The organism is Streptomyces sp. NPDC038213 (assembly GCF_055600495.1).
The window spans coordinates 85,923-112,453 of record NZ_JBVJYM010000002.1; the positions used below are offsets into that span (position 1 = coordinate 85,923).

Below are 26,531 nucleotides of genomic sequence, written 5' to 3' on the forward strand. Positions count from 1 at the left end.
GAAGTCTCTCCGCCCAGAGCTGCCCGCGAACAGCCGACACGAAATGGTCCCTGCCTGATGAGCCTCCTCACCACCACCCACGACCTGGTCTCCCTTGCCTCCGGAGGTGGCGAGGGCGGCGGCAACCACGACAGCCTGAACCCGTACCTCACCGGCGGCGGCGCGCTCTTCGCGCTCCTGCTCCTGCTGTGGATCACCACCCGCCTCAACCGCGACCGCTGAGTCGGGGCCGCTCCACCGGGCCAGTAGGCTCTGCACGCATGGGAGAGCAGGAAGTGCCTACCGGTCCGGTCAAGCGCCGCCTCGGAGTCATGGGCGGGACGTTCGATCCGATCCACCACGGACACCTGGTGGCCGCCAGTGAGGTGGCCGCGCTGTTCCACCTCGACGAGGTGGTGTTCGTACCGACCGGCGAGCCGTGGCAGAAGACGCACCGGGCCGTGTCGCCCCCCGAGGACCGCTACCTGATGACGGTCATCGCCACCGCCTCGAACCCGCAGTTCTCGGTCAGCCGCATCGACATCGACCGCGGCGGCCCCACCTACACGATCGACACCCTGCGGGACCTGCGCGCCCTCAACGACGACGCCGACCTGTTCTTCATCACGGGTGCGGACGCCCTCGCCCAGATCCTGACCTGGCGCGATGCCGAGGAGCTCTTCTCGCTCGCCCATTTCATCGGGGTCACCCGGCCCGGCCACATACTGACCGACGACGGGCTGCCCGAGGGCAAGGTCTCCCTCGTGGAGGTGCCCGCGCTCGCGATCTCGTCCACGGACTGCCGCGACCGGGTGGGCCAGGGCGATCCCGTCTGGTACCTGGTGCCCGACGGCGTGGTGCGCTACATCGACAAGCGTGAGCTGTACCGGGGCGCCTGAGGGTTCCGGAAGAGAGGGGCACCGGTGAACGACCGACAGGACCCGTACGACCGGTACGAGCCGTACCCGGCTGAGCAGCAGCTCCTCGGGTACGACGCCTACGGGCAGCCGGTGTACGGCCGGGCGGCGCCGGGCCCCGGCACGCCGGACGGCCCGTACGAGGAGTACTCCTACGGCTACGACCCGTACGGCGGGCAGCAGCAGCCCCCTCAGCCGCAGCAGGGGTACGCGGGCCAGGAGGCCTACCAGGGCGGCGACCAGGGCCAGGCGGGCTACGACCCCGGCTACGGCGGCTACGGCGCCCCCCAGCCGGTCCAGGACCGGTACGCGCCCGGCGCCTACGGCTACGACGCCGGCACCACCGGCCAGTACCCCGCGGTCGACCCCGCGCAGCAGCAGGCGTACCCCCAGGAGCCGCAGCAGCTCCACCAGATGCAGCAGACCCAGCAGACGCAGCAGGTCCAGCAGCAGTGGATCCCCCAGCAGGCCCCCGCCCCCGAGCCGCCGGCCGCCGCCCAGGTCCCCGAGCCGCGCCGCCCCGGCGCCGCCGACGGGGACGGTGCGGGGCCGGACGGCGGCGGCCGGGGCGGCGAGGGGGACCGCAGCGAGCCGTACGCCTTCCTCGACCAGTCCGACGAGGACGCCGAGGACGTCATCGACTGGCTCAAGTTCACCGAGAGCCGCACCGAGCGCCGCGAGGAGGCCCGCCGCCGGGCCCGCAGCCGCGTGATCGCCCTGATCGTCGTCCTCGCCCTCTTCGTCGTCGGCGGGGTCGGCTACCTCTGGTACGCGGGCAGGCTCCCCGGCCTCGGCGGGGAGAAGGGCGCTTCGGCGGGCGCCGCCGGCGGCCCGCAGAAGCGCGACATGATCGTCGTCCACCTGCACCACCTGAAGGGCGGCGGCACCTCCACGGCCCTGCTCGTCGACAACGTCACCACCAAGAAGGGCGCCACCGTCCTGCTGCCGAACTCCCTCGCCGTCAGCGGTGAGGAGGGCACCACCACCCTCGGCAAATCGGTGGAGGAGGACGGCCTCGGCGGCACGCGCGAGTCCCTCGACGCCATGCTCGGCACCCGTATCGAGGGCACCTGGCGGCTGGACACCCCCTACCTGGAGACCCTGGTCGACAACCTGAGCGGGATCGAGGTCGACACCGACACCGCGATCGCCGCCGACGCCAAGGCCAAGACCCCGGCCGTGGCCAAGGGCGAGAAGCAGAGCCTCAGCGGGGCGATGGCCGTCGCGTACGCCACCCACCGCGCCCCCGGCGAGCCCGAGGCCCGGCAGCTCCAGCGCTTCGGCACCGTCCTGTACGGGGTCCTGCGCAAGATCCCCGAGGACCCGCAGGCCGCCACCCTCGAAGTGGAGACCCTCGGCCAGATCCTCGACCCCTCGCTCACCGAGAAGTCCCTCGGCGGCTCGCTGGCCCGGCTGGCCGAGCACGCCAGGATCGGCGACCACGGCACGGAGGTCATGCCCGTCGGGGCGGACGGCACCCTCACCGCGCAGGCCGCGGCCGAGGTCAAGCAGCTGCTCGGCGGCGCCGTGAAGGCCGCCGACCCGGGCGGGATCCCGCGCGTGGGCCTGCAGAACGCCACCGGCAGCGCCACGTCCGCCACGGCCGCCAGGATCGCGCTGGTGAACGGCGGCTACACCTTCGTCGACGGCGGAACGGCCGCCGACAGCCGGCAGACCTCGCAGGTCACCTACGCCGACGAGGCGCAGAAGGCCAAGGCCGCGGAGGTCGCCAAGACCCTGGGCCTGCCCGCCTCGGCGGTGAAGAAGGCCGACTCGAAGGTCAACGCCGACGTGGTGGTGGTCCTCGGGGCCGACTACAAGGCGCCCTGACGGGCCCCGCAGCCGTGGGCAGGCGCCCGCGCACCACGTGCGCGGGCGCCGACGGCGGTACGTGAGACCCTTGAAGGGATCTGACCTCCGACCGGAAAGCATGGCTAGTGACCGCCACGGACCGCTCCATCGAGCTCATCACCGCCGCCGCCCAGGCAGCGGCCGACCGGCTCGCGCACGACATCATCGCGTACGACGTCAGCGACGTGCTGTCGATCACCGACGCCTTCCTGCTCGCCTCGGCGCCCAACGACCGCCAGGTCAAGTCGATCGTCGACGAGATCGAGGAGCGCCTGCTCAAGGACCTCGGCGCCAAGCCGGTGCGCCGCGAGGGCGACCGCGACGCCCGCTGGATCCTGCTCGACTACGTCGACATCGTCGTCCACGTGCAGCACAGCGAGGAGCGGGTCTTCTACGCGCTGGAGCGCCTGTGGAAGGACTGCCCCGAGATCGAGCTGCCCGAGGACGCCAAGCTGACCAAGGGCAAGGCCGAGGAGCACGCCAAGCTGCGCGAGGCCCAGGGGGACGACGACCTGGACGGTGATCTGTTCTGAGCGCCTCGAAGACCGGCCGCAGGATCGTCCTGTGGCGCCACGGCCAGACCTCGTGGAACCTGGAGCGCCGCTTCCAGGGCTCCACGGACATCGGCCTGACCGACGCGGGCATCGCCCAGGCCCGCCGCGCGGCGCGCCTGCTGGCCTCCCTGAGGCCCGACGCGATCGTCTCGTCCGACCTCAGCCGGGCGGCCGCGACGGCCGCCGAGCTGGCCGCCGTCACCGGCCTGGCCGTCGAGCACGACGAGGCCCTGCGCGAGACCTACGCGGGCGAGTGGCAGGGCCTCACGCACGAGGAGATCCTCGCGAAGTACGGCGAGCAGTACGCGGCGTGGAAGCGCGGCGAGCCCGTGCGGCGCGGCGGCGGCGAGCTGGAGACCGAGGTCGCGGACCGGGCCGCGCCCGTCGTGCTGCGCCATGCCGCGGCCCTGGGCGAGAGCGGCACGCTCGTCGTGGTCAGCCACGGCGGCACGATCCGCACGACCATCGGCCGGCTCCTCGGCCTGGAGTCCTCCCACTGGGAGGGCCTGGGCGGCCTGTCCAACTGCTGCTGGTCGGTGCTCGGTGAGGGCGCGCGCGGCTGGCGGCTGCTGGAGCACAACGCGGGCACCCTGCCCGAGCCGGTGCTCGGCGACGACGACTGACGGGGCCGCGGCCGTGGCCCCGTGGCCGCCGGGGAGCTGATTTCACTTTTCGGCTGGTCACGGGCTATGGTTCTTCTTGTTCGGAGCGAACACCGCAGGAAACAGCGGGGGAAGCGCCGGAGAGCGGGGCTATAGCTCAGTTGGTAGAGCGCCTGCATGGCATGCAGGAGGTCAGGAGTTCAATTCTCCTTAGCTCCACAATCAGGATCCCGTCCCCAACAGGGGGCGGGATCCTTGCTTTTGTCTCCCCTGCCCGAACCCCTGCCGACGTGGCAGAATCGGGACGGCCGGAGGGGGAGACGACGGCCCGGACGGCTCTGAACGGGAGGGAGTCGCTGACCGATGGGCGCACACCGACGGCGGTGCGACTGGTGCAACAACGGCACGCCGATCGTGCGGGACATGGACCCGCTCAACCCCGATTACCAGTACTGGTGCGAGGAATGCGCGCGGGCGCTGATCATAAAAGGCGACCCCATCGAGACGTACCGCGAGCTCGAGGGCGAACCGATCTACGGGCGGCTGCTCGACGAGCACTGCACCCTCAAGCGCTTCTACCAGTTCGCCACCGCCTGACGGCCGGAGCGGACGATCCGGGCCGAACGGCTGGTCCGGACAGGGCTTGAAACCCGTTTTTGGACTTCGGCGAGGACCGTGTAATGTTCTCGATGTCGCCAGGGGGAACCGGCAGGGAAACCGGCCGAGACCCCCGGAGACACCGCAGCAAGGGGCTATAGCTCAGTTGGTAGAGCGCCTGCATGGCATGCAGGAGGTCAGGAGTTCAATTCTCCTTAGCTCCACAGTGGAGAAGCGGGCCACCCGGACAGGGTGGCCCGCTTCTCGTTGTGCGGTCGTCCGAGCGGGCGCCGGAGCCCCTGCGGTACCCTGACGCCATGCGTGCCGTACGCCTTCTGCTTACCGAGCCGCGCTGATCAGTACCGGGCTGCCCGCCGACCAGGTGAGCGCAGCCGGCATCGGCGCGGCGTCCCCTCCTGTGCGAGGGGCTTTTTCGTTTGGGCAGGCAGAGACGGCAGAGTCGATCGATGGAGCTTCAGGAATCATGAGCGAGACGAACAGCCCGGCCACCGAGGCGGCCGAGGCGCACCGCTACACGGCTGCCATGGCCGCCGACATCGAGGCACGCTGGCAGGACGTATGGGACGCCGAGGGGACGTACGAGGCGCCCAACCCCACCGGTGACCTGGCCGGGGACCCCGCGGTGCTCGCGCGGCCCAAGAAGTTCATCATGGACATGTTCCCGTACCCCTCGGGCGCGGGACTGCACGTGGGCCACCCGCTGGGCTACATCGCCACCGACGTGTACGCCCGCCACCAGCGGATGAGCGGCCACAACGTCCTGCACACCCTGGGCTTCGACGCCTTCGGCCTGCCCGCCGAGCAGTACGCCGTGCAGACCGGTACGCACCCGCGCGTGTCGACCGAGGCCAACATCGAGAACATGAAGAAGCAGCTGCGCCGGCTGGGCCTGGGCCACGACAAGCGCCGCTCCTTCGCCACGATCGACGCGGACTACTACAAGTGGACGCAGTGGATCTTCCTGCAGATCTACAACTCCTGGTACGACGCCGAGGCGAAGAAGGCCCGCCCGATCGCCGAGCTGGTCGCCGCCTTCGAGGCCGGCACCCGCGAGGTCCCCGGCGGCCGCTCCTGGGCCGCGCTGAGCGCCGCCGAGCGCGCCGAGGTGCTGGGCGGGTACCGCCTGGCCTACTCCTCCGACGCGCCCGTCAACTGGTGCCCCGGGCTGGGCACCGTGCTGGCCAACGAGGAGGTCACCGCCGACGGCCGCTCCGAGCGCGGCAACTTCCCCGTCTTCAAGGCCCGCCTGAGCCAGTGGAACATGCGCATCACCGCGTACGCCGACCGGCTGCTGGACGACCTGGACGAGCTGGACTGGCCGGAGGCCATCAAGCTCCAGCAGCGCAACTGGATCGGCCGCAGCGAGGGCGCCCGCGTGGACTTCGCGCTCGGCGACGAGGCCGTGACGGTCTTCACGACCCGCCCCGACACCCTGTTCGGCGCCACCTACATGGTCCTGGCCCCCGAGCACCCGCTGGTCGACAGGTTCGTCCCGGCCGCCTGGCCCCAGGGCACGCACGAGAAGTGGACCGGCGGCCACGCCACCCCGGCCGCGGCCGTCGCGGCGTACCGCGCCTTCTCCGCCGCCAAGTCGGACGTCGAGCGGCAGGCCGACGCCAAGGAGAAGACCGGCGTCTTCACCGGCGAGTACGCCGTCAACCCCGTCAGCGGCGACAAGGTCCCGGTCTTCATCGCCGACTACGTGCTGATGGGCTACGGCACCGGCGCCATCATGGCCGTCCCGGCGCACGACAGCCGCGACTTCGAGTTCGCGCGCGCCTTCGAGCTGCCGATGCGCTGCGTCGTGCAGCCCTCGGACGGGCGCGGCACCGACCCCTCGACCTGGGACGCGGCCTTCGTCTCGTACGACGCGGCGCTGGTGAACTCCACCGGCGAGGGGATCTCCCTGGACGGCCTGGGCGTGGTCGAGGCCAAGGCCGCCATCACCGCCTGGCTGGAGGAGCGCGGCATCGGTGCGGGCACCGTCAACTTCCGCCTGCGCGACTGGCTGTTCAGCCGCCAGCGGTACTGGGGCGAGCCCTTCCCGATCGTCTACGACGAGGACGGCGTGGCCCACGCGCTGCCCGAGTCGATGCTGCCGCTGGAGCTGCCGGAGGTCGACGACTACTCCCCGCGCACCTTCGAGCCCGACGACGCGGCCTCCCAGCCGGAGACCCCGCTGTCGCGGCGCGAGGACTGGGTGAACGTCGTCCTGGACCTGGGCGACGGCCGGGGCCCGCAGCCGTACCGCCGCGAGACCAACACCATGCCCAACTGGGCCGGTTCCTGCTGGTACGAGCTGCGCTACCTGGACCCGAACAACTCCGAGCAGCTGGTCGACCCGGAGAACGAGCGCTACTGGATGGGCCCCCGCGAGGGCGCTCCGCACGGGGGCGTGGACCTGTACGTGGGCGGCGCCGAGCACGCGGTGCTGCACCTGCTGTACGCGCGCTTCTGGTCGAAGGTGCTCTTCGACCTGGGGCACGTCTCCTCCTCGGAGCCATTCCACAAGCTGTTCAACCAGGGCATGATCCAGGCCTACGCCTACACCGACGAGCGCGGCGTCTACGTGCCCGCGGCCGAGGTGGAGGAGCGCGACGGCGGCTACTTCTACGAGGGCAAGCCGGTCAAGCGCGAGCACGGCAAGATGGGCAAGTCCCTGAAGAACGCCGTCACGCCCGACGAGATCTGCACGGAGTACGGCGCCGACACCCTGCGCCTGTACGAGATGGCGATGGGCCCGCTGGACGTGTCGCGGCCGTGGGACACGCGCGCCGTGGTCGGCCAGTACCGCCTGCTGCAGCGCCTGTGGCGCAACGTCGTCGACGAGGAGACCGGCGCGGTCACCGTCGTGGACGCCGAGCCCGGCGAGGACACGCTGCGCGCCCTGCACAAGGCGATCGACGGAGCCGGCGCCGATATGGCGGGTCTGCGCTTCAACACCGCCATCGCCAAGATCACCGAGCTGAACAACTTCCTGACGAAGGCCGGCCGGCCGCTGGAGCGCTCGGTCGCCGAGCGCCTGGTGCTGCTGATCGCCCCGCTGGCCCCGCACATCGCGGAGGAGCTGTGGCGCCGGCTGGGGCACGCCGACTCGGTCGTCCACCAGGACTTCCCGGTCGCGGACCCGGCGTACGTCGTGGACGAGACGGTGACGTGCGTGGTGCAGGTCAAGGGCAAGGTGAAGGCCCGGCTGGAGGTCTCGCCCGAGATCTCCGAGGGCGACCTGGAGAAGCTGGCACTGTCCGACGCGGGCGTCGTGGCGGCCCTGGGCGGCGCGGAGGTCCGCAAGGTCATCGTGCGCGCGCCCAAGCTGGTGAACATCGTCGTCTGAGCCGCTGGGTCGGCTTGGTCGGCTGGCGGGACATCCCCTACCCGGCGCCTGCGGGTGCCGGGTAGGGGATGTCCCGTACGGGCAGGTTGGGGGTCCTGATGGAACCCCCGGCCTGCCCGCGCCGTTTACGGTGGAGAAGGACACAGGAGCAGGGGAACCGGCAAACCGGGGAAGGGGTTCTCATGGAGGTCGCGCTGATCATCTTCGCGCTGATGCTGTTCGCCTTCCTCGGCCTGGGCGTGTACGCGACCGCCAAGGTCGTCAAGGCGGCGAAGCGCGGGGTGGACCGGACGATCACCCAGGCGCGCAGGACGGTGGAGGACACCACCCTCAAGGCCAAGAGCATCGGTCAGGTCGGGGTCGGCGGCAGCCTCGCCCAGCTGCGGCTGGACCTGCGGACCTCGATGCGCTCCACCCAGGAGGCGCTGTACACCGGCGTCCAGCAGGACGCCTCGCTCCAGGAGACGATCGTGCTCTTCGAGCGCCTCAGCGCGCACGGCCACGAGCTGGACGACGAGCTGAAGCGCCTGGAGCGCGAGCCGGACAAGGCCAGGATCAGCGCGCTGCTGCCCGACCTGCGCGAGCGCACGGCGCACATCACGAAGGCTGCCGACTCCCTGCGCTGGGCCGCCCGCGACCGGGCGCGCACCTTCGCCTCGGACGACCTGGCCACGCTGACGGCTCAGATCGAGATGGAGTCGGGCGCGCTGCGGGACTACGCGCAGCCGCGGTCCGGCGGGCTGGGGGACTGGGGGGACCTGGACGGGGGCGCGGCTCCGGGGGCCGGTTCTTCTTCTCCTTCCTCTTCCTCTTCTTCTGCGTCCTCTGCGTCCTCCGGTTCTTCCGCTTCCCCGGGTGCCGGCGCGGGTCCTGCTGCTTCCGGGGCTTCGGGTGCGGGGTCTGCCGCCGCTTCGCCGGCCGCGGCCGCGCAGGGGCCGAAGGCCGTGGGGCCCGCGACCCAGCAGTGGCCCGCGGAGTACCCGTGGGAGCAGAGCAAGCGGCCCGAGAGCACGGCCTGAGCCCGCGCTGCGCGTCCCGTACGGGCTCCGTCGGTACGGGCCAGGCCGTACGGCGGTACAGGGCTGCGGGCGGGATGCGGCGAGGAGGGTACCGTGCCGTGGCCCCGCGGTGGTCCGGACTGCCGCGGGCGGTCTCCTGCCGGTAACCTCCCGCTCATGTCCCGCCATGTCGCGATCGTCACCGACTCCACGGCCTACCTGCCCCGACCGGCGATCCGGCGGCACGCAATCACCTCCGTCCCCCTCACCGTCGTCCTGGGCGACGAGGCCCTCGAAGAGGGCACGGAGATCTCTGCGCGGTCCCTGGCCCTGGCCCTCCAGAAGCGCCGCCCGGTGACCACGTCCCGCCCCAGCCCCGAGGACTTCGCGCGGGCCTATCGGGCCGCCGCGGAGGCCGGGGCGACCGCGATCGTCTCGCTGCACCTGTCCGCCGAGTTCTCGGGCACGTACGACGCCGCCGTGGTCGCGGGCCGGACGGCCCCCGTACCGGTCCGGGTCGTGGACACCGGCATGGTCGCCATGGCCCTCGGCTTCTGCGCCCTCGCGGCGGCCGAGACGGCCGAGGCGGGCGGATCGGCGGACGAGGCGGTGGCCGCCGCAGAGAAACGGGCCGCGGGCATGTCGGCCTTCTTCTACGTGGACACCCTCGACTACCTCCGCCGGGGCGGTCGCATCGGGGCAGCGCAGGCCCTCCTCGGCTCCGCCCTCGCGGTCAAACCGCTGCTCCAGCTCGACGGCGGGCGGATCGAGATGCTGGAGAAGGTGCGGACCGCCTCGAAGGCCATCGCGCGGCTCGAAGAGCTCGCCGTGGAGCGGGCCGGGGCCGGGCCCGTGGACGTAGCCGTGCACCACCTGGCGGCCCCGGAGCGGGCGGAGCGGCTCGCGGAGCGGCTGCGGGAGCGGGTGCCGGGGCTTGCGGAACTGCACGTCAGCGAGGTCGGAGCGGTGATCGGGGCGCACACCGGGCCGGGGCTGCTGGCTGCGGTGGTCTCGCCCAGGTGAATGCTCCGGTCTGTGGCCTCGCCTGGGGCCCGGCCTGTGGCCCGGCCTCGGTGGGCGGCCCGGTCGGATGAGCTGAGCTGTTGTCGGGGGTGTGGTCGCGGCCGTGGTGCGGGCGGGTGACGGTTCCGCCGGGAGGGTGGCCGGGTTGTCCACAACGGGCGCTCCCTCCACCGGAATCGAGCGGTCCGAGCGGTAGCCGGGCTTCCTGCCTAGCGTCTGGGGCATGACTCTTCGACAGCCTCGCGTACGACACGGCAGCCACCGCAGCCCGCGGCCCCTGCGGGGCCCCGGCGGGCCCGCTTCGAGCGGCCCGGGCCGCTCCCCGGGATCGGACGGCCGGGCGGGAGCCCGCCGCGGGCCCCGCCCTCCCGTTCCCGATCCGACGGCCGTGCGCCTGCGGGCCGCTGCCCTGCTCGCCGCGCCCCCGCCGGATCCGGCGGCGCGGCCCGATCCGGAGCGGCTGCGGGGGATCCCCGTCCGCCCGGATCCGGGCGGGGGGCCAGGACGCGCGGAGGGCGCCGACGGGGCGCGGCCGGATGCTCCCCTCGTGGTGCCGTCGGCCGCGGACGGGTACGGGGAGGCCCTGTCCGGGGCGGGGCTCCGGGCGGCGGCGGTCCGGGAGCGGCTGCCGGTGTGGCTTCAGGTGCGGTGCGGGTACCAGCCGCGGACGGTGGCCGCGGTGGCCGTGGTCCTGGTGCTCGCGGTCGGCTTCGCGGCCCAGCAGTTCTGGTCGGGGCGGCCGCGGCCGGTTGCCGCCCCGCAGGTGGTCGCCGCGGGTGTGCAGGCCGTGGCGCAGTCCCCGGCGCGGATCGTGGTGGACGTCTCGGGGAAGGTCCGCGAGCCGGGGGTGCGCAGGCTGCCGGCCGGATCGCGGGTCGAGGACGCCCTCGCCGCCGCGGGCGGGGTCAGACCGGGCGCCGACACCAGCGGGCTCAACCGGGCCCGGGTCCTGCTCGACGGGGAGCAGGTGGTGGTCGGGCTCCCGCCCCCGGCCGCCGGGGCGCTGCCCGGGGCGGCGGGTGCGGGCCTCCCCGCGGGGCCGGGGGCGCCCGTGAGCCTCGGTTCGGCGACGGTGGAGCAGTTGGACGCGCTGCCCGGTGTCGGACCGGTGTTGGCCCGGCACATCGTGGCCTTCCGCACCGAGCGCGGCGGCTTCCGCTCGGTGGCGGACCTGCGGCAGGTGGACGGGATCGGCGAGCGCCGGTTCGCGGAGCTGCGCCCGCTGGTGCGGCCGTGATCCGCCGGGGGGACGGGGGCGCCGCAGGCGCCGACTCCGCGGGTGCGGGGACGGGGCCGCGGGAGGGGCCGGCTGATCTGCGGCTGGTGCCCCCGGCGCTGGGTGCCTGGGGTGCCGCGGCGGCGGTCCTGGGGATGCCCGGCCGGCCGGTGGCCGTGGTGGCGGCCGGGTGCACCCTGGCCGCGGGAGTCCTGCTCCTGCCGGCCGTCGCGGGGCGGACGCGCGGACTGGGGACGGCCGTGGCGGCGACCCTCCTGTGCGCGGCGGCCGGAGCCGCCGCGGCGGGGCTGCACGCGGGACAGGCGCGCAGCGGTCCGGTCGTGGGGCTGGCCGAGGAACGGGCGCGGGTGTCGGTGGAGCTCACCGTGACCTCCGACCCGCGACGCACCCGGCGCGGACCGCCGGCCGTCCTGGCCGACGCCGAGCTGACCCGGGTGACCGCACCCGGAGGGCGGACCACTGCGGTGCGCACGCCGGTGCTGGTGCTGGCGCGGCACGCCGACTGGGAGTCCCTGCTGCCCTCCACCCGGGTGCGGGTGACCGCCAGGCTCGCCCCGGCCCTGGGGCCCGCGGGCCGGGCGGTGGCCGTGCTCCGGGTGCCGGGCAGCAGGCCGCCCGAGGTGCTGGCCGGGCCCGGCGCCGTGCAGCGGGCGGCCGGCGATCTCAGGGCGGGGCTGCGCGCGGCCACGGACGGGCTCGCCCCGGACGCCCGGGCCCTGCTGCCCGGGCTCGTGGTCGGGGACACCTCGCGGGTGCCCGCGGACCTCCACGAGGCCTTCCTCACCACCGACCTGGTGCACCTGCTGGCCGTGTCCGGGTCCAACCTGACCATCGTGCTGTTCCTGCTGATCGGACCGCCGGGGTCCGCGCTGCGGGCCGAGCGCGGCGGGCTGGCCCCGCGGGTGGGGCTGTCGCTGCGCGGGACCGCGCTGTGCGGGGGCGCCCTGGTCCTCGCGTTCGTGGTGGTGTGCCGGCCCGAACCGAGCGTGCTGCGGGCGGCCGCCTGCGGGGCGGTCACCCTGCTGGCCATCGGCACCGGGCGGCGCAGATCGCTGGTCCCGGCCCTCGCCGCCGCGGTCCTGCTGCTGGTCCTGTGGGACCCCTGGCTCGCGCGGAGCTACGGGTTCCTGCTGTCGGTGCTCGCCACGGGCGCCCTGCTGACGCTGGGGCCCCGCTGGAGCGCGGCGCTCCAGCGGCGGGGCCTGCGGGCCCGGTTCGCCGAGCCGCTGGCGGCCGCCGCTGCGGCCCAGGCCGTGTGCGCGCCCGTCGTGGCCGTGCTGGCGGCGCGGGTGAGCCTGGTCGCCGTACCGTGCAACCTGCTCGCGGAGGCGGCGGCGGGGCCTGCGACGGTGCTCGGGTTCGCGGCCCTGGCGGCGGCCGCCGTGTGGATGCCCGCGGCCGAGGCGCTCGCCTGGTGCGCCGGGGTGCCGGCGGGCTGGATCGCGGCCGTGGCCCGCACCGGCGCGGCGCTGCCGGGGGCGGAAGTCGACTGGCCGGGCGGGCCCTCGGGCGGGCTGCTGCTCGCCGGGGCGGTGCTCCTCGCCGCTGTGGCGGCCCGGCGGGTGCTCCGGTACCGCTGGGTGTGCGCAGCCGCCGCCCTGGTCCTGGTCCTCGCGGTGCTCAGGCCCGTGCCGCTGGCCCGGGTGCTCGCGGGCTGGCCGCCCTCCGGGTGGCGGTACGTGCAGTGCGCGGTCGGCCAGGGGGACGCGGGGGTGCTGGCGGCGGGGCCGGGGACGGCCGTGGTGGTGGACACCGGGCCCGAGCCCGGGCCGGTGGACCGCTGCCTGAGCATGCTGCGCGTCACGCGGATCCCGCTGCTCGTTCTCACGCACTTCCACCAGGACCACGTGGGCGGGCTGGCGGGGGTGCTGCGAGGCCGCTCCGTGGGCCTGATCCAGACCACGGGTCTGGCCGAGCCCCCCGAGCAGGCGCGCGCCGTGCACCGGGCCGCCGCCGCGGCCGGGATCCCCGTGGAGCAGGCCGCGGCGGGGGAGCGGCGGCGGGCCGGGCCCCTGGAGTGGCAGGTGCTGTGGCCCCCGCCGGGCGGACCGCCCTCATGGGAGGCCAACGACGCCAGCGTGGTGCTGCTCGCCCGCTCGCACGGGCTGCGGATCCTGCTCCTCGGCGATCTCGAACCGCCCGCCCAGGAGGCCCTGCTGAGGGAGCATCCGGAGCTCGGCCCGGTGGACGTGCTCAAGGTCGCGCACCACGGCTCCCCGCACCAGGACCCCGCGCTGCCCGCCCGGTTGAGGCCCCGGCTGGCCCTCGTACCCGTAGGCGAGGGCAACGGCTACGGGCACCCGTCGCCGCGCACGGTCGGTGCCCTGCGGGCCGCGGGGGCTGCGGTGCTGCGCACGGACACCGACGGCGCGATCGCCGTGACCGGGGCGGGCGCCGGGGTCAGGGCGGTGCCGGCCGGGCGGCGGCGCAGGCCCGTACCGGTGCGGCGGGGCGTACGGGACCGCCGCACTTCGGGCGTCCCGTACCGGCCCGGCCATACCGGGCCCGACCATTCTGTTTGCCCCCATCCCGGCAGCATGATCGAATGCGTCTTCGCCAGAGGGGTCCCAATCCAGAGAGCACGGGGGTGCATGCGACATGTTCGGTCGCCGACGGGGGAGCGACACGGCCGCAGGGCCGGCGCCGGTCCACAGGCCGGAGGTCCCGCCGGAAGCGGGGCTGCTGGGCTACCGGGTGCTGAACCAGTTCCAACAGCCCGTCCGGCAGGCGCGGTTCGAGGTCACGGACCCGATCGGGCGCCGGGTGGTCAGCGGGGAGACCGATCCCTACGGGGGCTTCGTCGCCGCCGTGCCCGCCGGCGAGTACCGGCTCGCGGTGTCCGCCGAGGGGTACGCGCCGCACCACGGGGCGGCCGTGGTGGCCGCGGGGGACGGGGACGAGCCGGGCGACCTGCTGCTGGAGGCCGTGGATCCGCCGGTACTGCCGCGGCCGGGACACTGGGAGGTAGAACCGACGCACTCCAGCATCGGTTTCACGGCCCGTCACATCGGACTGGCGCGGATCCGGGGGCGGTTCAACACCTTCGCGGGCGCGGTGCGGATCGCCGACCGCATGGAGGACTCCGCCATGCACGTGATCATCGACGCGGCCAGCATCGACACCGGGGTCCGGCTGCGCGACGAGCACCTGCGGTCCGCGGACTTCCTGGACGCGGGGCGCCACCCGACGATCGAGTTCTACAGCGAGCGGTTCATCCACCGCACCGGCACCCGCTGGGCGGTGGCCGGGGCCCTGACCCTGCACGGGGTGAGCCGGTCCGTCACCCTCGACACCGAGTACCTCGGGATCGGGACCGGGATGGAGGGGGAGACCCGGGCCGCCTGCCGGGCCACCACCGAGCTGCACCGGGAGGACTTCACCCTGACCTGGCAGTCCCTGCTGGCACACGGGATCGCGGCCGTGGGCTCGAGCATCGACGTGACGCTCGACGTGCAGATAGTCCACAAGAACTGAGGGAGGGCGGGGCCCCGTCAGGGGGCTTCGAGCCAGCCCTCGTGCTCCTCGGCGAGGGCGTCGAGGGCCGCGGGGTCCAGGCGGTCCCGGGGGTCCTCCACGACGACCAGCCACTGGGCGTCCTCGGCGTCGTCCTCCCCGGCCAGGGCGTCCCTGACCAGCTGGGGCTCCTCGGTCAGCGCGAAGCGGTCGGAGAGCTCCTCGGCCACCGCCTCGGCGGCGTCGCGGTCGGGCAGTACGAGTACGTGTCGTGCGTTCACGCGGCCCATTGTCGGACACCCGGTTTTGGCCCGCTGTCGGAGGGGCGTGGGATGCTGGACCGCGATGGCCACCAGGAAGAACCCCAGCGACGACCCGCTCGCCCCCCTCACCCTCGCGGTGGGGCAGGAGGAGCTGCTGCTCGACCGCGCCGTGCGGGAGGTGGTGGCGGCCGCGCGGGCCGCCGACGCCGACACGGACGTGCGCGACCTCGCCCCGGAGCAGCTGCAGCCCGGCACACTCGCCGAGCTGACCAGCCCCTCGCTCTTCTCCGAGCGCAAGGTCGTGGTCGTCCGCAACTCCCAGGACCTGTCCGCCGACTCGGTCAAGGACGTCAAGGCGTACCTGGCCGCGCCGTTCGAGGAGATCACCCTCGTCCTGCTGCACGCGGGCGGCGCCAAGGGCAAGGCCCTGCTGGACGCGGCCCGCAAGGCGGGCGCGCGCGAGGTGGCCTGCCCGAAGATGACCAAGGCGGCGGACCGGCTGGCCTTCGTGCGCACGGAGTTCCGGGGACTGGGCCGTTCGGCCTCGCCCGCGGCCACCGAGGCGCTCGTGGACGCCATCGGCAGCGACCTTCGGGAGCTGGCGAGCGCGGTGGCGCAGCTGTGCGCCGACGTCGAGGGCACCATCGACGAGGCCGTGGTCGGGCGGTACTACACCGGCCGGGCCGAGGCCTCCAGCTTCACGGTGGCGGACCGGGCGGTGGAGGGCCGGGCCGCGGAGGCCCTGGAGGCCCTGCGCTGGTCCCTGTCGACCGGGGTCGCCCCCGTCATGATCACCAGCGCCCTGGCCCAGGGGGTGCGCGCCATCGGGAAGCTGGCCTCCGCCCCCCGCGGCGCCCGCCCCGGCGACCTGGCCCGCGACCTCGGCATGCCGCCCTGGAAGATCGACCGGGTCCGCCAGCAGATGCGGGGCTGGTCGGCCGACGGGGTGGCCGCGGCCCTGCGGGCGGTGGCCGAGGCCGACGCCGGGGTCAAGGGCGGCGGGGACGATCCCGAGTACGCGCTGGAGAAGGCCGTCGTGGCCGTGGCCCGCGCCGCCCGCCCGGCCCGCCGCGACCCGTACTGACCGCGCCGGGCGGGGGAGGGCTCAGCCCCGCGTGTCCTGCGGGCTCAGCCCTGGGTGTCCTGGGGGCGCGGCTCGGTGTCGCGGTTGCGGTTCTCCTTGAGCTCGACCCGGGCCTCGGTCCGGTGGGAGCGCGCGATGTAGTCCCGTACGACGGCCTCCACGGCGTCCTGTGGTGAGCCGGCCCCCGCCAGCACCATCACCTCGACCACCAGCTCCGCGTCCAGGCTCACGTTCACCTTGGCCATCGGTACCCTCCCCGTTCCCCGCCCGTGCCTACCTGCCGGACTCTAGTGGGACGAGGGGCCCCGGGTATGCCGAAGGCCCCGGTTCCGGTCCTGGGGAAGGACCGGCCGGGGCCGACAGTTTCACGCTGTGTGCCCCACACCCGCGTGGCGAACGCAGGCCGCGTGTGGGGCGGGGTGCCGGTCAGGAGCGGATGAGAGGGCCCGCTGGGTCCCTTCCGGCGATCACATCGAGTGCTCAGCCCTGAAGGGGGGCGACCTTGGCAGCCAGCGCCGACTTCTTGTTGGCGGCGGCGTTCTTGTGGATGACACCCTTCGAAACGGCCTTGTCCAGCTTCCGCGAGGCGACACGGGCAGCCTCGGTGGCCTTGGCGGCGTCGCCGGAGGCGATGGCCTCGTTGGCCTTGCGGATGAAGGTCTTGAGCTCGGACTTGACGGACTTGTTGCGAAGGCGGGCCTTCTCGTTCGTCTTGTTCCGCTTGATCTGGGACTTGATGTTCGCCACGAAAGAGCCTTTTCAGGTTCAGTGCCGGACCCCGCAAGGGGCCGACGTTTGATCTTGCAGGTATGTGCCGCGCAGGCTGAGAGGGCACACGAGACACAGCTGCCCAGGCTACCAGCAGCCCGTTGGGCGGCCCAAACCGACCGCAGTCGCGCAGCCATGGGACCATGGAGTCTGCGTATCCATACGACATCGCCCGAGAATCAGGACCTTGCGTGCCCGCGACCCCTAGCCACGTGCCCGAGCCGAGCCGTACCGACCCGGCGCTGATCCGCAATTTCTGCATCATCGCGCACATCGACCACGGCAAGTCGACTCTCGCCGACCGGATGCTCCAGCTCACCGGTGTCGTCGATCAGCGTCAGATGCGCGCCCAGTACCTCGACCGCATGGACATCGAGCGCGAGCGAGGCATCACGATCAAGTCCCAGGCGGTCCGGCTGCCCTGGGCCCCCACGACGGGTGGGGACCAGGGCAAGACCCACATCCTCAACATGATCGACACCCCGGGACACGTCGACTTCACGTACGAGGTCTCCCGGTCGCTCGCCGCCTGCGAGGGCACCCTCCTGCTGGTCGACGCCGCCCAGGGCATCGAGGCCCAGACCCTGGCCAACCTGTACCTGGCCATGGAGAACGACCTCGCGATCGTCCCCGTGCTCAACAAGATCGACCTGCCGGCGGCCCAGCCGGAGAAGTTCGCCGAGGAGCTGGCGAACCTGGTCGGCTGCGAGCCGGACGACGTCCTGCGGGTCTCCGCGAAGACGGGCCTCGGCGTGGAGGCGCTGCTGGACCGCGTGGTCGAGCGCGTCCCGGCCCCGGTCGGCGTCAAGGACGCCCCGGCCCGCGCGATGATCTTCGACTCGGTCTACGACTCGTACCGGGGCGTGGTCACGTACGTCCGTGTGGTCGACGGCACGCTCAACAAGCGCGAGCGCATCCGGATGATGTCCACGGGCGCCACCCACGAGCTGCTGGAGATCGGCTGCAACTCGCCCGAGATGCTGCCGGCCGACGGCCTGTCCGTCGGCGAGGTGGGCTACCTCATCACCGGTGTGAAGGACGTCCGCCAGTCCAAGGTCGGCGACACCATCACCCAGATGACGGGCGGCGCCACCGAGGCCCTCGGCGGCTACAAGGACCCGAAGCCGATGGTCTTCTCGGGCCTGTACCCGCTCGACGGCTCGGACTACCCGGACCTGCGCGAGGCCCTGGACAAGCTCCAGCTCAACGACGCCGCGCTGGTCTACGAGCCGGAGACCTCCGCGGCCCTCGGCTTCGGCTTCCGCGTCGGCTTCCTCGGCCTGCTGCACCTGGACGTGGTCCGCGAGCGCCTGGAGCGCGAGTTCGGCCTCGAGCTGATCGCGACCGCGCCGAACGTGGTCTACCGCGTGGTGCTGGAGGACGGCAAGGAGGTCACCGTCACCAACCCGAGCGAGTTCCCCGAGGGCAAGATCTCGGACGTGTTCGAGCCGGTCGTCCGCGCCACCGTCCTCGCGCCCAGCGAGTTCATCGGCGCGATCATGGAGCTCTGCCAGACCCGCCGCGGCACCCTCCTCGGCATGGACTACCTCTCCGAGGACCGGGTCGAGATCCGCTACACCCTTCCGCTCGCCGAGATCGTCTTCGACTTCTTCGACCAGCTGAAGTCCAAGACCCGCGGCTACGCCTCCCTCGACTACGAGCCCACGGGCGAGCAGGCCTCCAGCCTGGTCAAGGTCGACATCCTGCTGCACGGCGACAAGGTCGACGCCTTCTCCGCCGTGACGCACAAGGACGCCGCCTACGCCTACGGCGTGCGCCTGGTCGCCAAGCTGCGCGAGCTGATCCCGCGGCAGGCCTTCGAGGTGCCGATCCAGGCCGCCGTCGGCTCCCGGGTCATCGCCCGCGAGACCATCCGCGCTATCCGCAAGGACGTCCTCGCCAAGTGCTACGGCGGCGACATCTCCCGTAAGCGGAAGCTGCTGGAGAAGCAGAAGGAGGGCAAGAAGCGCATGAAGATGGTCGGCTCCGTCGAGGTCCCGCAGGACGCCTTCATCGCCGTGCTGTCCAGCGACGACTCCGGCCCGGGCAAGGGCAAGAAGTAGCCACCGGACAAGCCGTGACGTACGGGCCCCCATGCCGCGGCACGGGGGCCCGTTCGTTATAAAGCGGCCGCTTGCGGCCCCTTACGCACCGCCCCCCTGGCCTCTACCCTGATCACTGCTCGATGGTTACTCGCCAGTTACCCCATGCGCTCGACGCGTGGTCCGGAGGATGTCGTGAGCGACACACAGACCTTGATCGAGAACCGCCCGCCGTCCGTGGCGGCCCTCTTCCTTGAGCGCGTCGCCGCCACCCCGGACGCCGAGGCCTACCGCTATCCCGTGCCCGCGGCCTCCGGCCAGGGGCCCGACGACTGGAAGTCCCTGAGCTGGGGCCAGGCCGCGGAGCGCGTGTTCGCCATCGCCGCGGGCCTGGTCGGGCTCGGGCTCGGGTCCGAGGAGCGGGTGGCCCTCGCCTCCAACACCCGCGTCGAGTGGATCCTCTCGGACCTCGGCGTGATGTGCGCGGGCGGCGCCGTCACCACCGTCTACCCGAGCACCAACGCCGAGGAGTCGGCGTTCATCCTCTCGGACTCCGAGAGCAAGGTGCTCATCGCCGAGGACGCCGCCCAGCTGGCCAAGGCCCGCGAGCGCCGCGCCGACCTGCCGGGGCTGCGCCACGTCGTGGTGATCGACCCGGCCGGGGCCGAGCCCGTCGAGGGGGACCCCGAGGGCTGGGTCCTCACCCTCGCCGAGCTGGAGGCGCGCGGCAAGGAGTACCTCGCCAAGCACCCCGAGGCGGTCAAGGAGCGGATCTCCGCGATCACCGCCACGCAGCTCGCGACCCTGATCTACACCTCGGGCACCACGGGCCGCCCCAAGGGCGTCCGCCTCCCGCACGACAACTGGTCGTACATGGCCAAGGCCATCGCCGCGACCGGCCTGGTCACCCGGGAGGACGTGCAGTACCTGTGGCTGCCGCTGGCCCACGTCTTCGGCAAGGTGCTCACCTCCGGCCAGATCGAGGTCGGGCACGTCACCGCCGTCGACGGCCGGGTCGAGAAGATCATCGAGAACCTGCCGGTGGTCCAGCCCACGTACATGGCCTCCGTACCGCGCATCTTCGAGAAGGTCTACAACGGCGTCGCCGCCAAGGCCCGCGCCGCCGGCGGGGCCAAGTACAAGATCTTCCAGTGGTCCGCCGGGGTCGCCCGCGAGTACGCGAAGGTCACCCAGGACAACTTCCGCCGCACCGGCACCGCCTCGGCCCCCTTCGGGCTCACGACCAAGCACAAGGTCGCCGACGCCCTCGTCTACTCCAAGCTCCGCGACGCCTTCGGCGGGCGGCTGCGCGCCGCCGTCTCCGGGGCCTCCGGCCTCTCGCCCGAGATCGGCTACTTCTTCTCCGGCGCCGGCATCCACATCCTGGAGGGCTACGGGCTCACGGAGTCCAGCGCCGCCAGCTTCGTCAACCCGGGCGAGGCGTACCGCACCGGCACGGTCGGCAAGCCGCTCCCCGGCTGCGAGGTCCGCATCGCCGACGACGGCGAGATCCTGCTCCGCGGCCCCGGCATCATGGAGGGCTACCACGGCCTGCCGGAGAAGACCGCCGAGGTCCTGGAGTCCGACGGCTGGCTGCACACCGGCGACATCGGCGAGCTCTCCGCGGACGGCTACCTGCGGATCACCGACCGCAAGAAGGACCTGATCAAGACCTCGGGCGGCAAGTACGTCGCCCCGGCCGAGATCGAGGGCCGGTTCAAGGCCGTGTGCCCGTTCGTCTCGAACATCCTGGTCCACGGCGCCGACCGGAACTTCTGCACCGCCCTCGTCGCCCTCGACGAGCCCACCCTGCTCGGCTGGGCGAAGGACAACGGCCTGGAGGGCAGGTCCTACGCCGAGGTGGTGGCCGCCCCGCAGACCCGCGAGATGGTCCAGGGCTACGTGGACACCCTCAACGCCGGGCTGCAGCGCTGGCAGACGATCAAGAAGTTCGCCCTGCTGCCGCGCGACCTCGACGTGGAGCACGGCGAGCTGACCCCCAGCCTCAAGCTGAAGCGGCCGGCCGTGGAGCGCGAGTTCAAGGGGCTCATCGACGCCATGTACGAGGGCGCGAACGAGGCGTAGGCCGCAGCGGAGCGCGCCGGACCGACCGGGAGGCCCGGCGGTCCGGCGCGCTCGCACGCGGTGCGGCTGCGCGCGGGCCGTCGACGCGGGCCGGTGCGGCTGCGCGGTCCGGGGCCTGCGGGCGGTGCGGGAGAATGGATCCATGCCTTCCGTACTGCCCGATGGTGAGCCCATGCCCGAAGACGGGGCGCTGCCCGCGCACGCCCTGACCGGGGCCGCGGACCGGCCGCTCGGGTTCTACCTGCACGTCCCGTACTGCGCCACGCGCTGCGGCTACTGCGATTTCAACACCTACACCGCCACCGAGCTGCGCGGTACCGGCGGCGTGCTCGCCTCCCGCGAGAACTACGCCGACACGCTCGTGGACGAGGTCCGCCTGGCCCGGAAGGTGCTGGGCGGGGACCCGCGCGAGGTGCGGACCGTCTTCGTCGGCGGCGGTACGCCGACCCTGCTGCCCGCGGCCGACCTGGTGCGGATGCTGGGCGCGATCCGGGACGAGTTCGGGCTGGCCGAGGACGCCGAGGTCACCACCGAGGCGAATCCGGAGTCGGTGGATCCGGCGTACCTGGAGGAGCTGCGGGCCGGGGGCTTCAACCGGATCTCCTTCGGCATGCAGAGCGCGAAGCAGCACGTCCTGAAGGTCCTGGACCGCACGCACACCCCGGGGCGCCCCGAGGCCTGCGTGGGCGAGGCGCGGGCGGCGGGCTTCGAGCACGTCAACCTCGACCTGATCTACGGGACCCCCGGCGAGTCAGACGAGGACTGGCGCGCCTCCCTCGACGCGGCGCTCGGCGCCGGGCCCGACCACATCTCGGCGTACGCCCTGATCGTCGAGGAGGGTACGCAGTTGGCCCGCCGGATCCGGCGCGGCGAGGTCCCCATGACGGACGACGACGTCCACGCCGACCGGTACCTGATCGCGGACTCCGTCCTCGCGGAGGCCGGCTACAGCTGGTACGAGGTCTCGAACTGGGCCACCTCGGAGGCGGGCCGCTGCCTGCACAACGAGCTGTACTGGCGCGGGGCGGACTGGTGGGGCGCCGGGCCGGGGGCGCACAGCCACGTCGGGGGGGTGCGGTGGTGGAACGTGAAGCACCCGGGCGCGTATGCGGCGGCGCTGGCGGAGGGGCGGTCGCCCGGGGCCGGGCGGGAGCGGCTCTCCGACGAGGACCGGCGGGTGGAACGGATCCTGCTGGAGCTGCGGCTGGTCGACGGGTGTCCGCTGGGGCTGCTGGCGCCGGCCGGGCTGGACGCCTCGCGGCGGGCGCTGGCGGACGGGCTGCTGGAGCCGGGGCCCTACGGGGGCGGGCGGGCCGTGCTGACCCTGCGGGGGCGGCTGCTGGCCGACGCCGTCGTCCGCGACCTGGTCGACTGAACCCCGGTCCGCTGCGCGGGGCCTGTTCCCCACCCCGCCCCTTCCCGAAAGCAGGGGCTCCGCCCCCACACCCCCGCGCCTCAAGCGCCGGCGGGGCTGGATGTTGCCGGGAGTGGTGGGTCGGGTGCGGGTGGGTGGGGGGTTTCGGGGCTCCGCCCCGGACCCCGTTCCGTGCGCTCCGCGCCCGGTGCGCTCAAACTCCCCCAGACTTCGTCCGGGGGGACCCCCTGCGCGGGCTGGAGTTGCCGCCCCTGGCGGCACCATCCAGCCCCGCCGGCGTTTGAGGCGCGGGGTCTGGGGCGGAGCCCCAGGAGCGGGAAGGGGCGGGTAGGGGAGAGGCCCGCGCAGCGGGGAACCCGTGGTCAGGACGGGGTCGTGACGAAGTCGATGAGTTCTTCCACGCGGCCCAGGAGGGACGGTTCCAGGTCCTGGTACGACCTGACCCGGGACAGGATCCGCTGCCACGCCTCACCCGTGTTCGGCGCCCACCCCAGCGCCTCGCAGACGCCCGTCTTCCAGTCCCGCCCGCGCGGGACGGACGGCCACGACGGGATGCCCAGGGAGGACGGCTTCACCGCCTGCCAGACGTCCACGTACGGGTGGCCCGCGATCAGGACGTCCGGATGGGTGACGGCGGCCGCGATGCGGGACTCCTTCGAGCCGGGGACCAGGTGGTCGACCAGGACGCCCAGCCGGGCGTCGGGGCCCGGGGCGAAGGCGTCGACCAGGGCGGGGAGGTCGTCGACGCCCTCCAGGTACTCGACGACCACGCCCTCGATCCGCAGGTCGTCGCCCCAGACCTTCTCCACCAGCTCGGCGTCGTGGCGGCCCTCCACGTAGATCCGCCCGGCCCGGGCCACCCGGGCGCGGGCGCCCGGCACCGCCACCGAGCCGGACGCGGTGCGCTGCGGCGCCGCCGGGGCGCGGGAGGGCCGGACCAGGGTGACCACGGCCCCTTCCAGCAGGAAGCCCCGAGGCGAGAGGGGGAAGGCCCGGCGCTTGCCGAAGCGGTCTTCCAAAGTGACCACGCCGCCCTCGCAGCCGGTCACCGCCCCGCAGAAGTCCGTACCGGCCACCTCGACCACCAGGCCGGGGTCCGCGGCCACCTCCGGCACCGGGCGGGTCGCGCCGCGCTTCCAGGGCGGGGTCAGGTCGGGGGAGTACTCGCGCATTCGGACGACAGTAGGCAGGGCGGCCGGTTCAGGAGGGCGACACGCCGAAGCGCGCGGCGAGTGTGGCGCGTTGCGCACGGACGAAGTCCGCGTCCACGACCGCCCCGTGGCCGGGTACGTACAGCGCGTCCTCCCCGCCCAGGGACAGCAGCCGGTCGAGGGCGGCCGGCCACTGCCTGCGGACCGAGTCGTCCCCCGCCTGGGGTTCGCCGGACTCCTCCACGAGATCCCCGCAGAACACCGTCTCCCGCTCGCCGGGCACGAACACGGCCAGATCGTGCCGGGTGTGGCCCGGGCCGACGTTCGCCAGCAGCACCTGCACCCCGCCCAGTTCCAGGGTCCACTCCCCGGAGACCAGGTGCCGCGGCGCGATCAGCAGGTCCGTGGAGTCCGCCGCCTCCTGCGGGTCCAGCCCGTGCCGGACCGCGGACTCCCGCAGCAGGTCGCGGCCGGCGAGCAGGACCGCGTCCAGGCCCACCGCCCCGTACACCTCGGCCCCCGAGAAGGCCGCGGCCCCCAGGACGTGGTCGAAATGTCCGTGTGTGAATGCGATATGGGTCACGCGCCGGCCCGCCAGCCGCTCCGCCTGGGCCCGCACCGCGGAGCCCTCGCGCACGCACGAACCGGGGTCGATCAGCAGCGCCGCATCGTCTCCCACCACCAGTCCCGCGGTGCAGTCCCACACCGGGAGCCTCAGCCGGCCGGCGCGCCCGGTCAGCCCTTCCCAGCCTGCCTCTTCCCAACGGACGTCCATGCCGCGACGCTACCCTGACGGGCCGCCCTTGCTAGGGGTGCACCTCCCCGCCGTACACTGACCGGGGGATCTCTGGCACTCCGAACCCCCGAGTGCCAAACGGACGACGTTCATCAGGTGGAGGTGCGCACGATGCTCAGCGAACGCAGACTCGAGGTGCTGCGCGCCATCGTCCAGGACTACGTCGGGACGGAGGAGCCGGTCGGCTCCAAGGCGCTCACGGAGCGGCACCGCCTCGGCGTCTCGCCCGCCACCGTGCGCAACGACATGGCCGTGCTGGAGGACGAGGGCTACATCGCCCAGCCCCACACCAGCGCCGGCCGCATCCCCACCGACAAGGGCTACCGGCTCTTCGTCGACAAGCTCGCGGGGGTCAAACCGCTGTCCACGCCCGAGCGCCGGGCCATCCAGAACTTCCTGGACGGCGCCGTCGACCTCGACGACGTGGTCGGCCGCACGGTGCGGCTGCTCGCACAGCTCACCCGGCAGGTCGCGGTGGTGCAGTACCCCTCCCTGACCCGCTCCACCGTCCGGCACGTGGAGCTCCTCGCCCTCTCGCCCGCCCGCCTGATGCTCGTCCTGATCACGGACACGGGCCGGGTCGAGCAGCGGATGGTCGACGCCGCCGCCCCCTTCGGCGAGGCCTCCCTCGCCGATCTGCGGGCGCGGCTCAACAGCCGGGTGGTCGGCCGCCGCTTCGCGGACGTGCCGCAGCTCGTCCAGGACCTCGCGGAGTCGTTCGAGCTGGAGGACCGGGCAACGGTCCAGTCCGTGCTCGCGACCCTGCTGGAGACCCTGGTCGAGGAGAAGGAGGAGCGGCTGATGATCGGCGGAACCGCCAATCTCACCCGCTTCGGACACGATTTCCCCCTGACCATCCGCCCCGTCCTGGAGGCCCTGGAGGAGCAGGTCGTGCTCCTCCGGCTCCTGGGCGAGGCGAACGAGTCGGGGATGACCGTACGCATCGGCCACGAGAACGCCTACGAGGGACTGAACTCCACGTCCGTCGTCTCGGTCGGCTACGGTTCGGGCGGCGAGGCAGTCGCCAAACTCGGCGTGGTCGGACCGACCCGCATGGACTACCCCGGAACGATGGGAGCGGTACGCGCAGTGGCACGTTACGTCGGACAGATCCTGGCGGAGTCGTAAGTGGCCACGGACTACTACGCCGTACTCGGCGTGCGCCGCGACGCATCGCAGGACGAGATCAAGAAGGCCTTCCGGAAGCTCGCGCGCGAGCTGCACCCGGACGTGAACCCCGATCCCAAGACGCAGGAGCGCTTCAAGGAGATCAACGCCGCGTACGAGGTGCTGTCGGACCCGCAGAAGAAGCAGGTCTACGACCTCGGCGGCGACCCGCTCTCGGCCTCCGGCGGCGGTGGCGGCGCGGGCGGCTTCGGGGCCGGCGGCTTCGGCAACTTCTCGGACATCATGGACGCCTTCTTCGGACAGGCCTCCCAGCGCGGCCCGCGCTCGCGCACCCGCCGGGGCCAGGACGCCATGATCCGGCTCGACCTGGAGCTCGACGAGGCCGCCTTCGGCACCACGAAGGAGATCCAGGTCGACACGGCGGTCGTGTGCACGACCTGTTCCGGCGAGGGCGCCGCCCCCGGCACCTCCGCGCAGACCTGTGACATGTGCCGCGGCCGCGGCGAGGTCTCGCAGGTCACGCGGTCCTTCCTGGGCCAGGTCATGACCTCCCGCCCCTGCCCCCAGTGCCAGGGCTTCGGCACCGTGGTCCCGACCCCGTGCCCCGAGTGCGCGGGCGACGGCCGGGTCCGCTCCCGGCGCACCCTCACGGTCAAGATCCCCGCGGGTGTGGAGAACGGCACGCGGATCCAGCTCGCGGGCGAGGGCGAGGTCGGCCCCGGCGGCGGCCCCGCCGGCGACCTGTACGTGGAGATCCACGAGCTGCCCCACTCGGTCTTCCAGCGGCGCGGCGACGACCTGCACTGCACGGTGACCATCCCGATGACCGCGGCCGCGCTGGGCACGAAGTGCCCGCTGGAGACCCTGGACGGGATGGAGGAGGTCGACATCCGGCCCGGCACCCAGTCCGGCCAGTCGATCCCGCTGCACGGGCGCGGCGTCACGCACCTGCGCGGCGGCGGCCGCGGCGACCTGATCGTCCACGTCGAGGTCCAGACCCCGGCCAAGCTGGACCCGGAGCAGGAGGCCCTGCTCCGCCAGCTGGCCAAGCTGCGCGGCGAGGAGCGCCCCACGGGCCAGTTCCAGCCCGGTCAGCAGGGGCTGTTCTCCCGGCTGAAGGACGCCTTCAACGGCCGCTGACGGCTGCTGGTGATCCCCGGCGGGGGCCCTGCCGGGGGTCCGGGGGTGGCCCCCCGGGTGGGTGCAGTCAGCCCGGTCAGCAGGGGCTGTTCTCCCGGCTGAAGGACGCCTTCAACGGCCGCTGGTGATCCCC

Annotated in this window: 22 protein-coding genes, 2 tRNA genes and 1 pseudogene; 20 read left to right on the plus strand and 5 right to left on the minus strand. The window is 73.2% G+C overall.

The features are described from left to right. Nucleotides 1-57 precede the first annotated feature (57 nt). From ACZ7JZ_RS03095 to ACZ7JZ_RS03160, 14 genes and pseudogenes are all read left to right on the plus strand, one after another. Entirely contained in the window at nucleotides 58-222 is a 165-nt protein-coding gene (locus tag ACZ7JZ_RS03095; protein ID WP_470932590.1) for a hypothetical protein, read from the plus strand. 38 nt (nucleotides 223-260) lie between these two features. Then, nucleotides 261-878, plus strand: a complete 618-nt coding sequence (gene nadD / locus ACZ7JZ_RS03100; protein ID WP_470932592.1) for a nicotinate-nucleotide adenylyltransferase — start codon at nucleotides 261-263, stop codon at nucleotides 876-878. A 24-nt stretch (nucleotides 879-902) separates the two neighbouring features. Then, entirely contained in the window at nucleotides 903-2,726 is a 1,824-nt protein-coding gene (locus ACZ7JZ_RS03105) for an LCP family protein (RefSeq protein ID WP_470932594.1), read from the plus strand. A gap of 107 nt (nucleotides 2,727-2,833) precedes the next feature. Further along, the gene (gene rsfS, locus ACZ7JZ_RS03110) at nucleotides 2,834-3,280 is read left to right on the plus strand and encodes a ribosome silencing factor (RefSeq protein ID WP_470932596.1); all 447 of its coding nucleotides are present in this window, start codon (nucleotides 2,834-2,836) and stop codon (nucleotides 3,278-3,280) included. After that, nucleotides 3,277-3,924, plus strand: a complete 648-nt coding sequence (locus ACZ7JZ_RS03115; RefSeq protein ID WP_470933363.1) for a histidine phosphatase family protein — start codon at nucleotides 3,277-3,279, stop codon at nucleotides 3,922-3,924. The genes rsfS and ACZ7JZ_RS03115 overlap by 4 nt, the downstream gene beginning before the upstream one ends. Before the next feature lie 125 nt (nucleotides 3,925-4,049). Beyond that, nucleotides 4,050-4,122, plus strand: a tRNA-Ala gene (locus ACZ7JZ_RS03120). A 144-nt stretch (nucleotides 4,123-4,266) separates the two neighbouring features. Continuing rightward, the gene (locus tag ACZ7JZ_RS03125) at nucleotides 4,267-4,500 is read left to right on the plus strand and encodes a hypothetical protein (protein ID WP_470932598.1); all 234 of its coding nucleotides are present in this window, start codon (nucleotides 4,267-4,269) and stop codon (nucleotides 4,498-4,500) included. A 151-nt stretch (nucleotides 4,501-4,651) separates the two neighbouring features. Beyond that, nucleotides 4,652-4,724: transfer RNA gene (locus ACZ7JZ_RS03130), tRNA-Ala, on the plus strand. A gap of 260 nt (nucleotides 4,725-4,984) precedes the next feature. Beyond that, nucleotides 4,985-7,855 carry a leucine--tRNA ligase gene (gene leuS / locus ACZ7JZ_RS03135; protein WP_470932600.1) on the plus strand — a complete coding sequence of 957 codons (2,871 nt, stop codon included), beginning with the start codon at nucleotides 4,985-4,987 and terminating at the stop codon, nucleotides 7,853-7,855. Nucleotides 7,856-8,037: 182 nt separating this feature from the next. Further along, nucleotides 8,038-8,874 (plus strand): hypothetical protein, encoded by an 837-nt coding sequence (locus tag ACZ7JZ_RS03140; protein WP_470932602.1) that lies wholly within the window; start codon nucleotides 8,038-8,040, stop codon nucleotides 8,872-8,874. A gap of 156 nt (nucleotides 8,875-9,030) precedes the next feature. Further along, nucleotides 9,031-9,876 (plus strand): DegV family protein, encoded by an 846-nt coding sequence (locus tag ACZ7JZ_RS03145; RefSeq protein ID WP_470932604.1) that lies wholly within the window; start codon nucleotides 9,031-9,033, stop codon nucleotides 9,874-9,876. 547 nt (nucleotides 9,877-10,423) lie between these two features. Beyond that, the gene (locus ACZ7JZ_RS03150) at nucleotides 10,424-11,113 is read left to right on the plus strand and encodes a ComEA family DNA-binding protein (RefSeq protein WP_470932606.1); all 690 of its coding nucleotides are present in this window, start codon (nucleotides 10,424-10,426) and stop codon (nucleotides 11,111-11,113) included. Continuing rightward, nucleotides 11,113-13,533 (plus strand): annotated as a pseudogene (locus ACZ7JZ_RS03155) (ComEC/Rec2 family competence protein); the annotation flags it as partial. The gene ACZ7JZ_RS03150 and the pseudogene ACZ7JZ_RS03155, both read left to right, overlap by 1 nt. Nucleotides 13,534-13,711: 178 nt before the next feature. Then, nucleotides 13,712-14,587, plus strand: coding sequence for a YceI family protein (locus tag ACZ7JZ_RS03160; protein WP_470932607.1), 876 nt, complete (start codon nucleotides 13,712-13,714; stop codon nucleotides 14,585-14,587). A 17-nt stretch (nucleotides 14,588-14,604) separates the two neighbouring features. Here the strand turns inward: ACZ7JZ_RS03160 and ACZ7JZ_RS03165 are convergent, their stop codons facing one another. Beyond that, the gene (locus tag ACZ7JZ_RS03165) at nucleotides 14,605-14,856 is read right to left on the minus strand and encodes a hypothetical protein (protein WP_470932609.1); all 252 of its coding nucleotides are present in this window, start codon (nucleotides 14,854-14,856) and stop codon (nucleotides 14,605-14,607) included. Between the two features lie 55 nt (nucleotides 14,857-14,911). Here ACZ7JZ_RS03165 and holA point away from each other — a divergent pair, with 55 nt between their 5' ends. Next, nucleotides 14,912-15,913 (plus strand): DNA polymerase III subunit delta, encoded by a 1,002-nt coding sequence (holA, locus tag ACZ7JZ_RS03170; RefSeq protein WP_470932611.1) that lies wholly within the window; start codon nucleotides 14,912-14,914, stop codon nucleotides 15,911-15,913. A 44-nt stretch (nucleotides 15,914-15,957) separates the two neighbouring features. On the opposite strand, the gene ACZ7JZ_RS03175 is transcribed toward holA, so the two are convergent. Continuing rightward, nucleotides 15,958-16,158 (minus strand): DUF2191 domain-containing protein, encoded by a 201-nt coding sequence (locus ACZ7JZ_RS03175; RefSeq protein WP_470932613.1) that lies wholly within the window; start codon nucleotides 16,156-16,158, stop codon nucleotides 15,958-15,960. A gap of 235 nt (nucleotides 16,159-16,393) precedes the next feature. Then, nucleotides 16,394-16,660, minus strand: a complete 267-nt coding sequence (gene rpsT / locus ACZ7JZ_RS03180) for a 30S ribosomal protein S20 (protein ID WP_470932615.1) — start codon at nucleotides 16,658-16,660, stop codon at nucleotides 16,394-16,396. 212 nt (nucleotides 16,661-16,872) lie between these two features. Here rpsT and lepA point away from each other — a divergent pair, with 212 nt between their 5' ends. The 3 genes from lepA (at nucleotide 16,873) to hemW (ending at nucleotide 22,183) form a co-directional block, all read left to right on the plus strand. Beyond that, the gene (gene lepA, locus ACZ7JZ_RS03185) at nucleotides 16,873-18,744 is read left to right on the plus strand and encodes a translation elongation factor 4 (protein WP_470932617.1); all 1,872 of its coding nucleotides are present in this window, start codon (nucleotides 16,873-16,875) and stop codon (nucleotides 18,742-18,744) included. 174 nt (nucleotides 18,745-18,918) lie between these two features. Beyond that, nucleotides 18,919-20,808: an AMP-dependent synthetase/ligase gene (locus ACZ7JZ_RS03190; RefSeq protein ID WP_470932619.1), complete on the plus strand. Its 1,890-nt coding sequence runs from the start codon at nucleotides 18,919-18,921 to the stop codon at nucleotides 20,806-20,808. Between the two features lie 142 nt (nucleotides 20,809-20,950). Beyond that, nucleotides 20,951-22,183, plus strand: a complete 1,233-nt coding sequence (gene hemW, locus ACZ7JZ_RS03195; protein WP_470932621.1) for a radical SAM family heme chaperone HemW — start codon at nucleotides 20,951-20,953, stop codon at nucleotides 22,181-22,183. Nucleotides 22,184-22,545: 362 nt separating this feature from the next. On the opposite strand, the gene ACZ7JZ_RS03200 is transcribed toward hemW, so the two are convergent. Beyond that, complete coding sequence (locus ACZ7JZ_RS03200; protein ID WP_470932623.1) at nucleotides 22,546-23,355, minus strand: DUF3097 domain-containing protein; 810 nt, start codon at nucleotides 23,353-23,355, stop codon at nucleotides 22,546-22,548. 28 nt (nucleotides 23,356-23,383) lie between these two features. Further along, nucleotides 23,384-24,109, minus strand: coding sequence for an MBL fold metallo-hydrolase (locus ACZ7JZ_RS03205; RefSeq protein WP_470932625.1), 726 nt, complete (start codon nucleotides 24,107-24,109; stop codon nucleotides 23,384-23,386). Between the two features lie 132 nt (nucleotides 24,110-24,241). On the opposite strand from ACZ7JZ_RS03205, the gene hrcA reads away from it, so the two are divergent. Then, on the plus strand, nucleotides 24,242-25,258 hold the full coding sequence (gene hrcA, locus ACZ7JZ_RS03210) for a heat-inducible transcriptional repressor HrcA (RefSeq protein WP_470932627.1): 1,017 nt from the start codon (nucleotides 24,242-24,244) through the stop codon (nucleotides 25,256-25,258). Further along, nucleotides 25,259-26,398 carry a molecular chaperone DnaJ gene (gene dnaJ, locus ACZ7JZ_RS03215; protein ID WP_470932629.1) on the plus strand — a complete coding sequence of 380 codons (1,140 nt, stop codon included), beginning with the start codon at nucleotides 25,259-25,261 and terminating at the stop codon, nucleotides 26,396-26,398. Nucleotides 26,399-26,531 lie beyond the last annotated feature (133 nt).

Coding starts and splice junctions, on each gene's coding strand:
- ACZ7JZ_RS03095 (WP_470932590.1), top strand. CDS start 58: ATGAGCCTCCTCACCACCACCCACGACCTGGTCTCCCTTGCCTCCGGA.
- nadD (WP_470932592.1), top strand. CDS start 261: ATGGGAGAGCAGGAAGTGCCTACCGGTCCGGTCAAGCGCCGCCTCGGA.
- ACZ7JZ_RS03125 (WP_470932598.1), top strand. CDS start 4,267: ATGGGCGCACACCGACGGCGGTGCGACTGGTGCAACAACGGCACGCCG.
- leuS (WP_470932600.1), top strand. CDS start 4,985: ATGAGCGAGACGAACAGCCCGGCCACCGAGGCGGCCGAGGCGCACCGC.
- ACZ7JZ_RS03140 (WP_470932602.1), top strand. CDS start 8,038: ATGGAGGTCGCGCTGATCATCTTCGCGCTGATGCTGTTCGCCTTCCTC.
- ACZ7JZ_RS03145 (WP_470932604.1), top strand. CDS start 9,031: ATGTCCCGCCATGTCGCGATCGTCACCGACTCCACGGCCTACCTGCCC.
- ACZ7JZ_RS03160 (WP_470932607.1), top strand. CDS start 13,712: ATGTTCGGTCGCCGACGGGGGAGCGACACGGCCGCAGGGCCGGCGCCG.
- ACZ7JZ_RS03165 (WP_470932609.1), bottom strand. CDS start 14,856: ATGGGCCGCGTGAACGCACGACACGTACTCGTACTGCCCGACCGCGAC.
- holA (WP_470932611.1), top strand. CDS start 14,912: ATGGCCACCAGGAAGAACCCCAGCGACGACCCGCTCGCCCCCCTCACC.
- ACZ7JZ_RS03175 (WP_470932613.1), bottom strand. CDS start 16,158: ATGGCCAAGGTGAACGTGAGCCTGGACGCGGAGCTGGTGGTCGAGGTG.
- hemW (WP_470932621.1), top strand. CDS start 20,951: ATGCCTTCCGTACTGCCCGATGGTGAGCCCATGCCCGAAGACGGGGCG.
- ACZ7JZ_RS03200 (WP_470932623.1), bottom strand. CDS start 23,355: ATGCGCGAGTACTCCCCCGACCTGACCCCGCCCTGGAAGCGCGGCGCG.
- ACZ7JZ_RS03205 (WP_470932625.1), bottom strand. CDS start 24,109: ATGGACGTCCGTTGGGAAGAGGCAGGCTGGGAAGGGCTGACCGGGCGC.
- hrcA (WP_470932627.1), top strand. CDS start 24,242: ATGCTCAGCGAACGCAGACTCGAGGTGCTGCGCGCCATCGTCCAGGAC.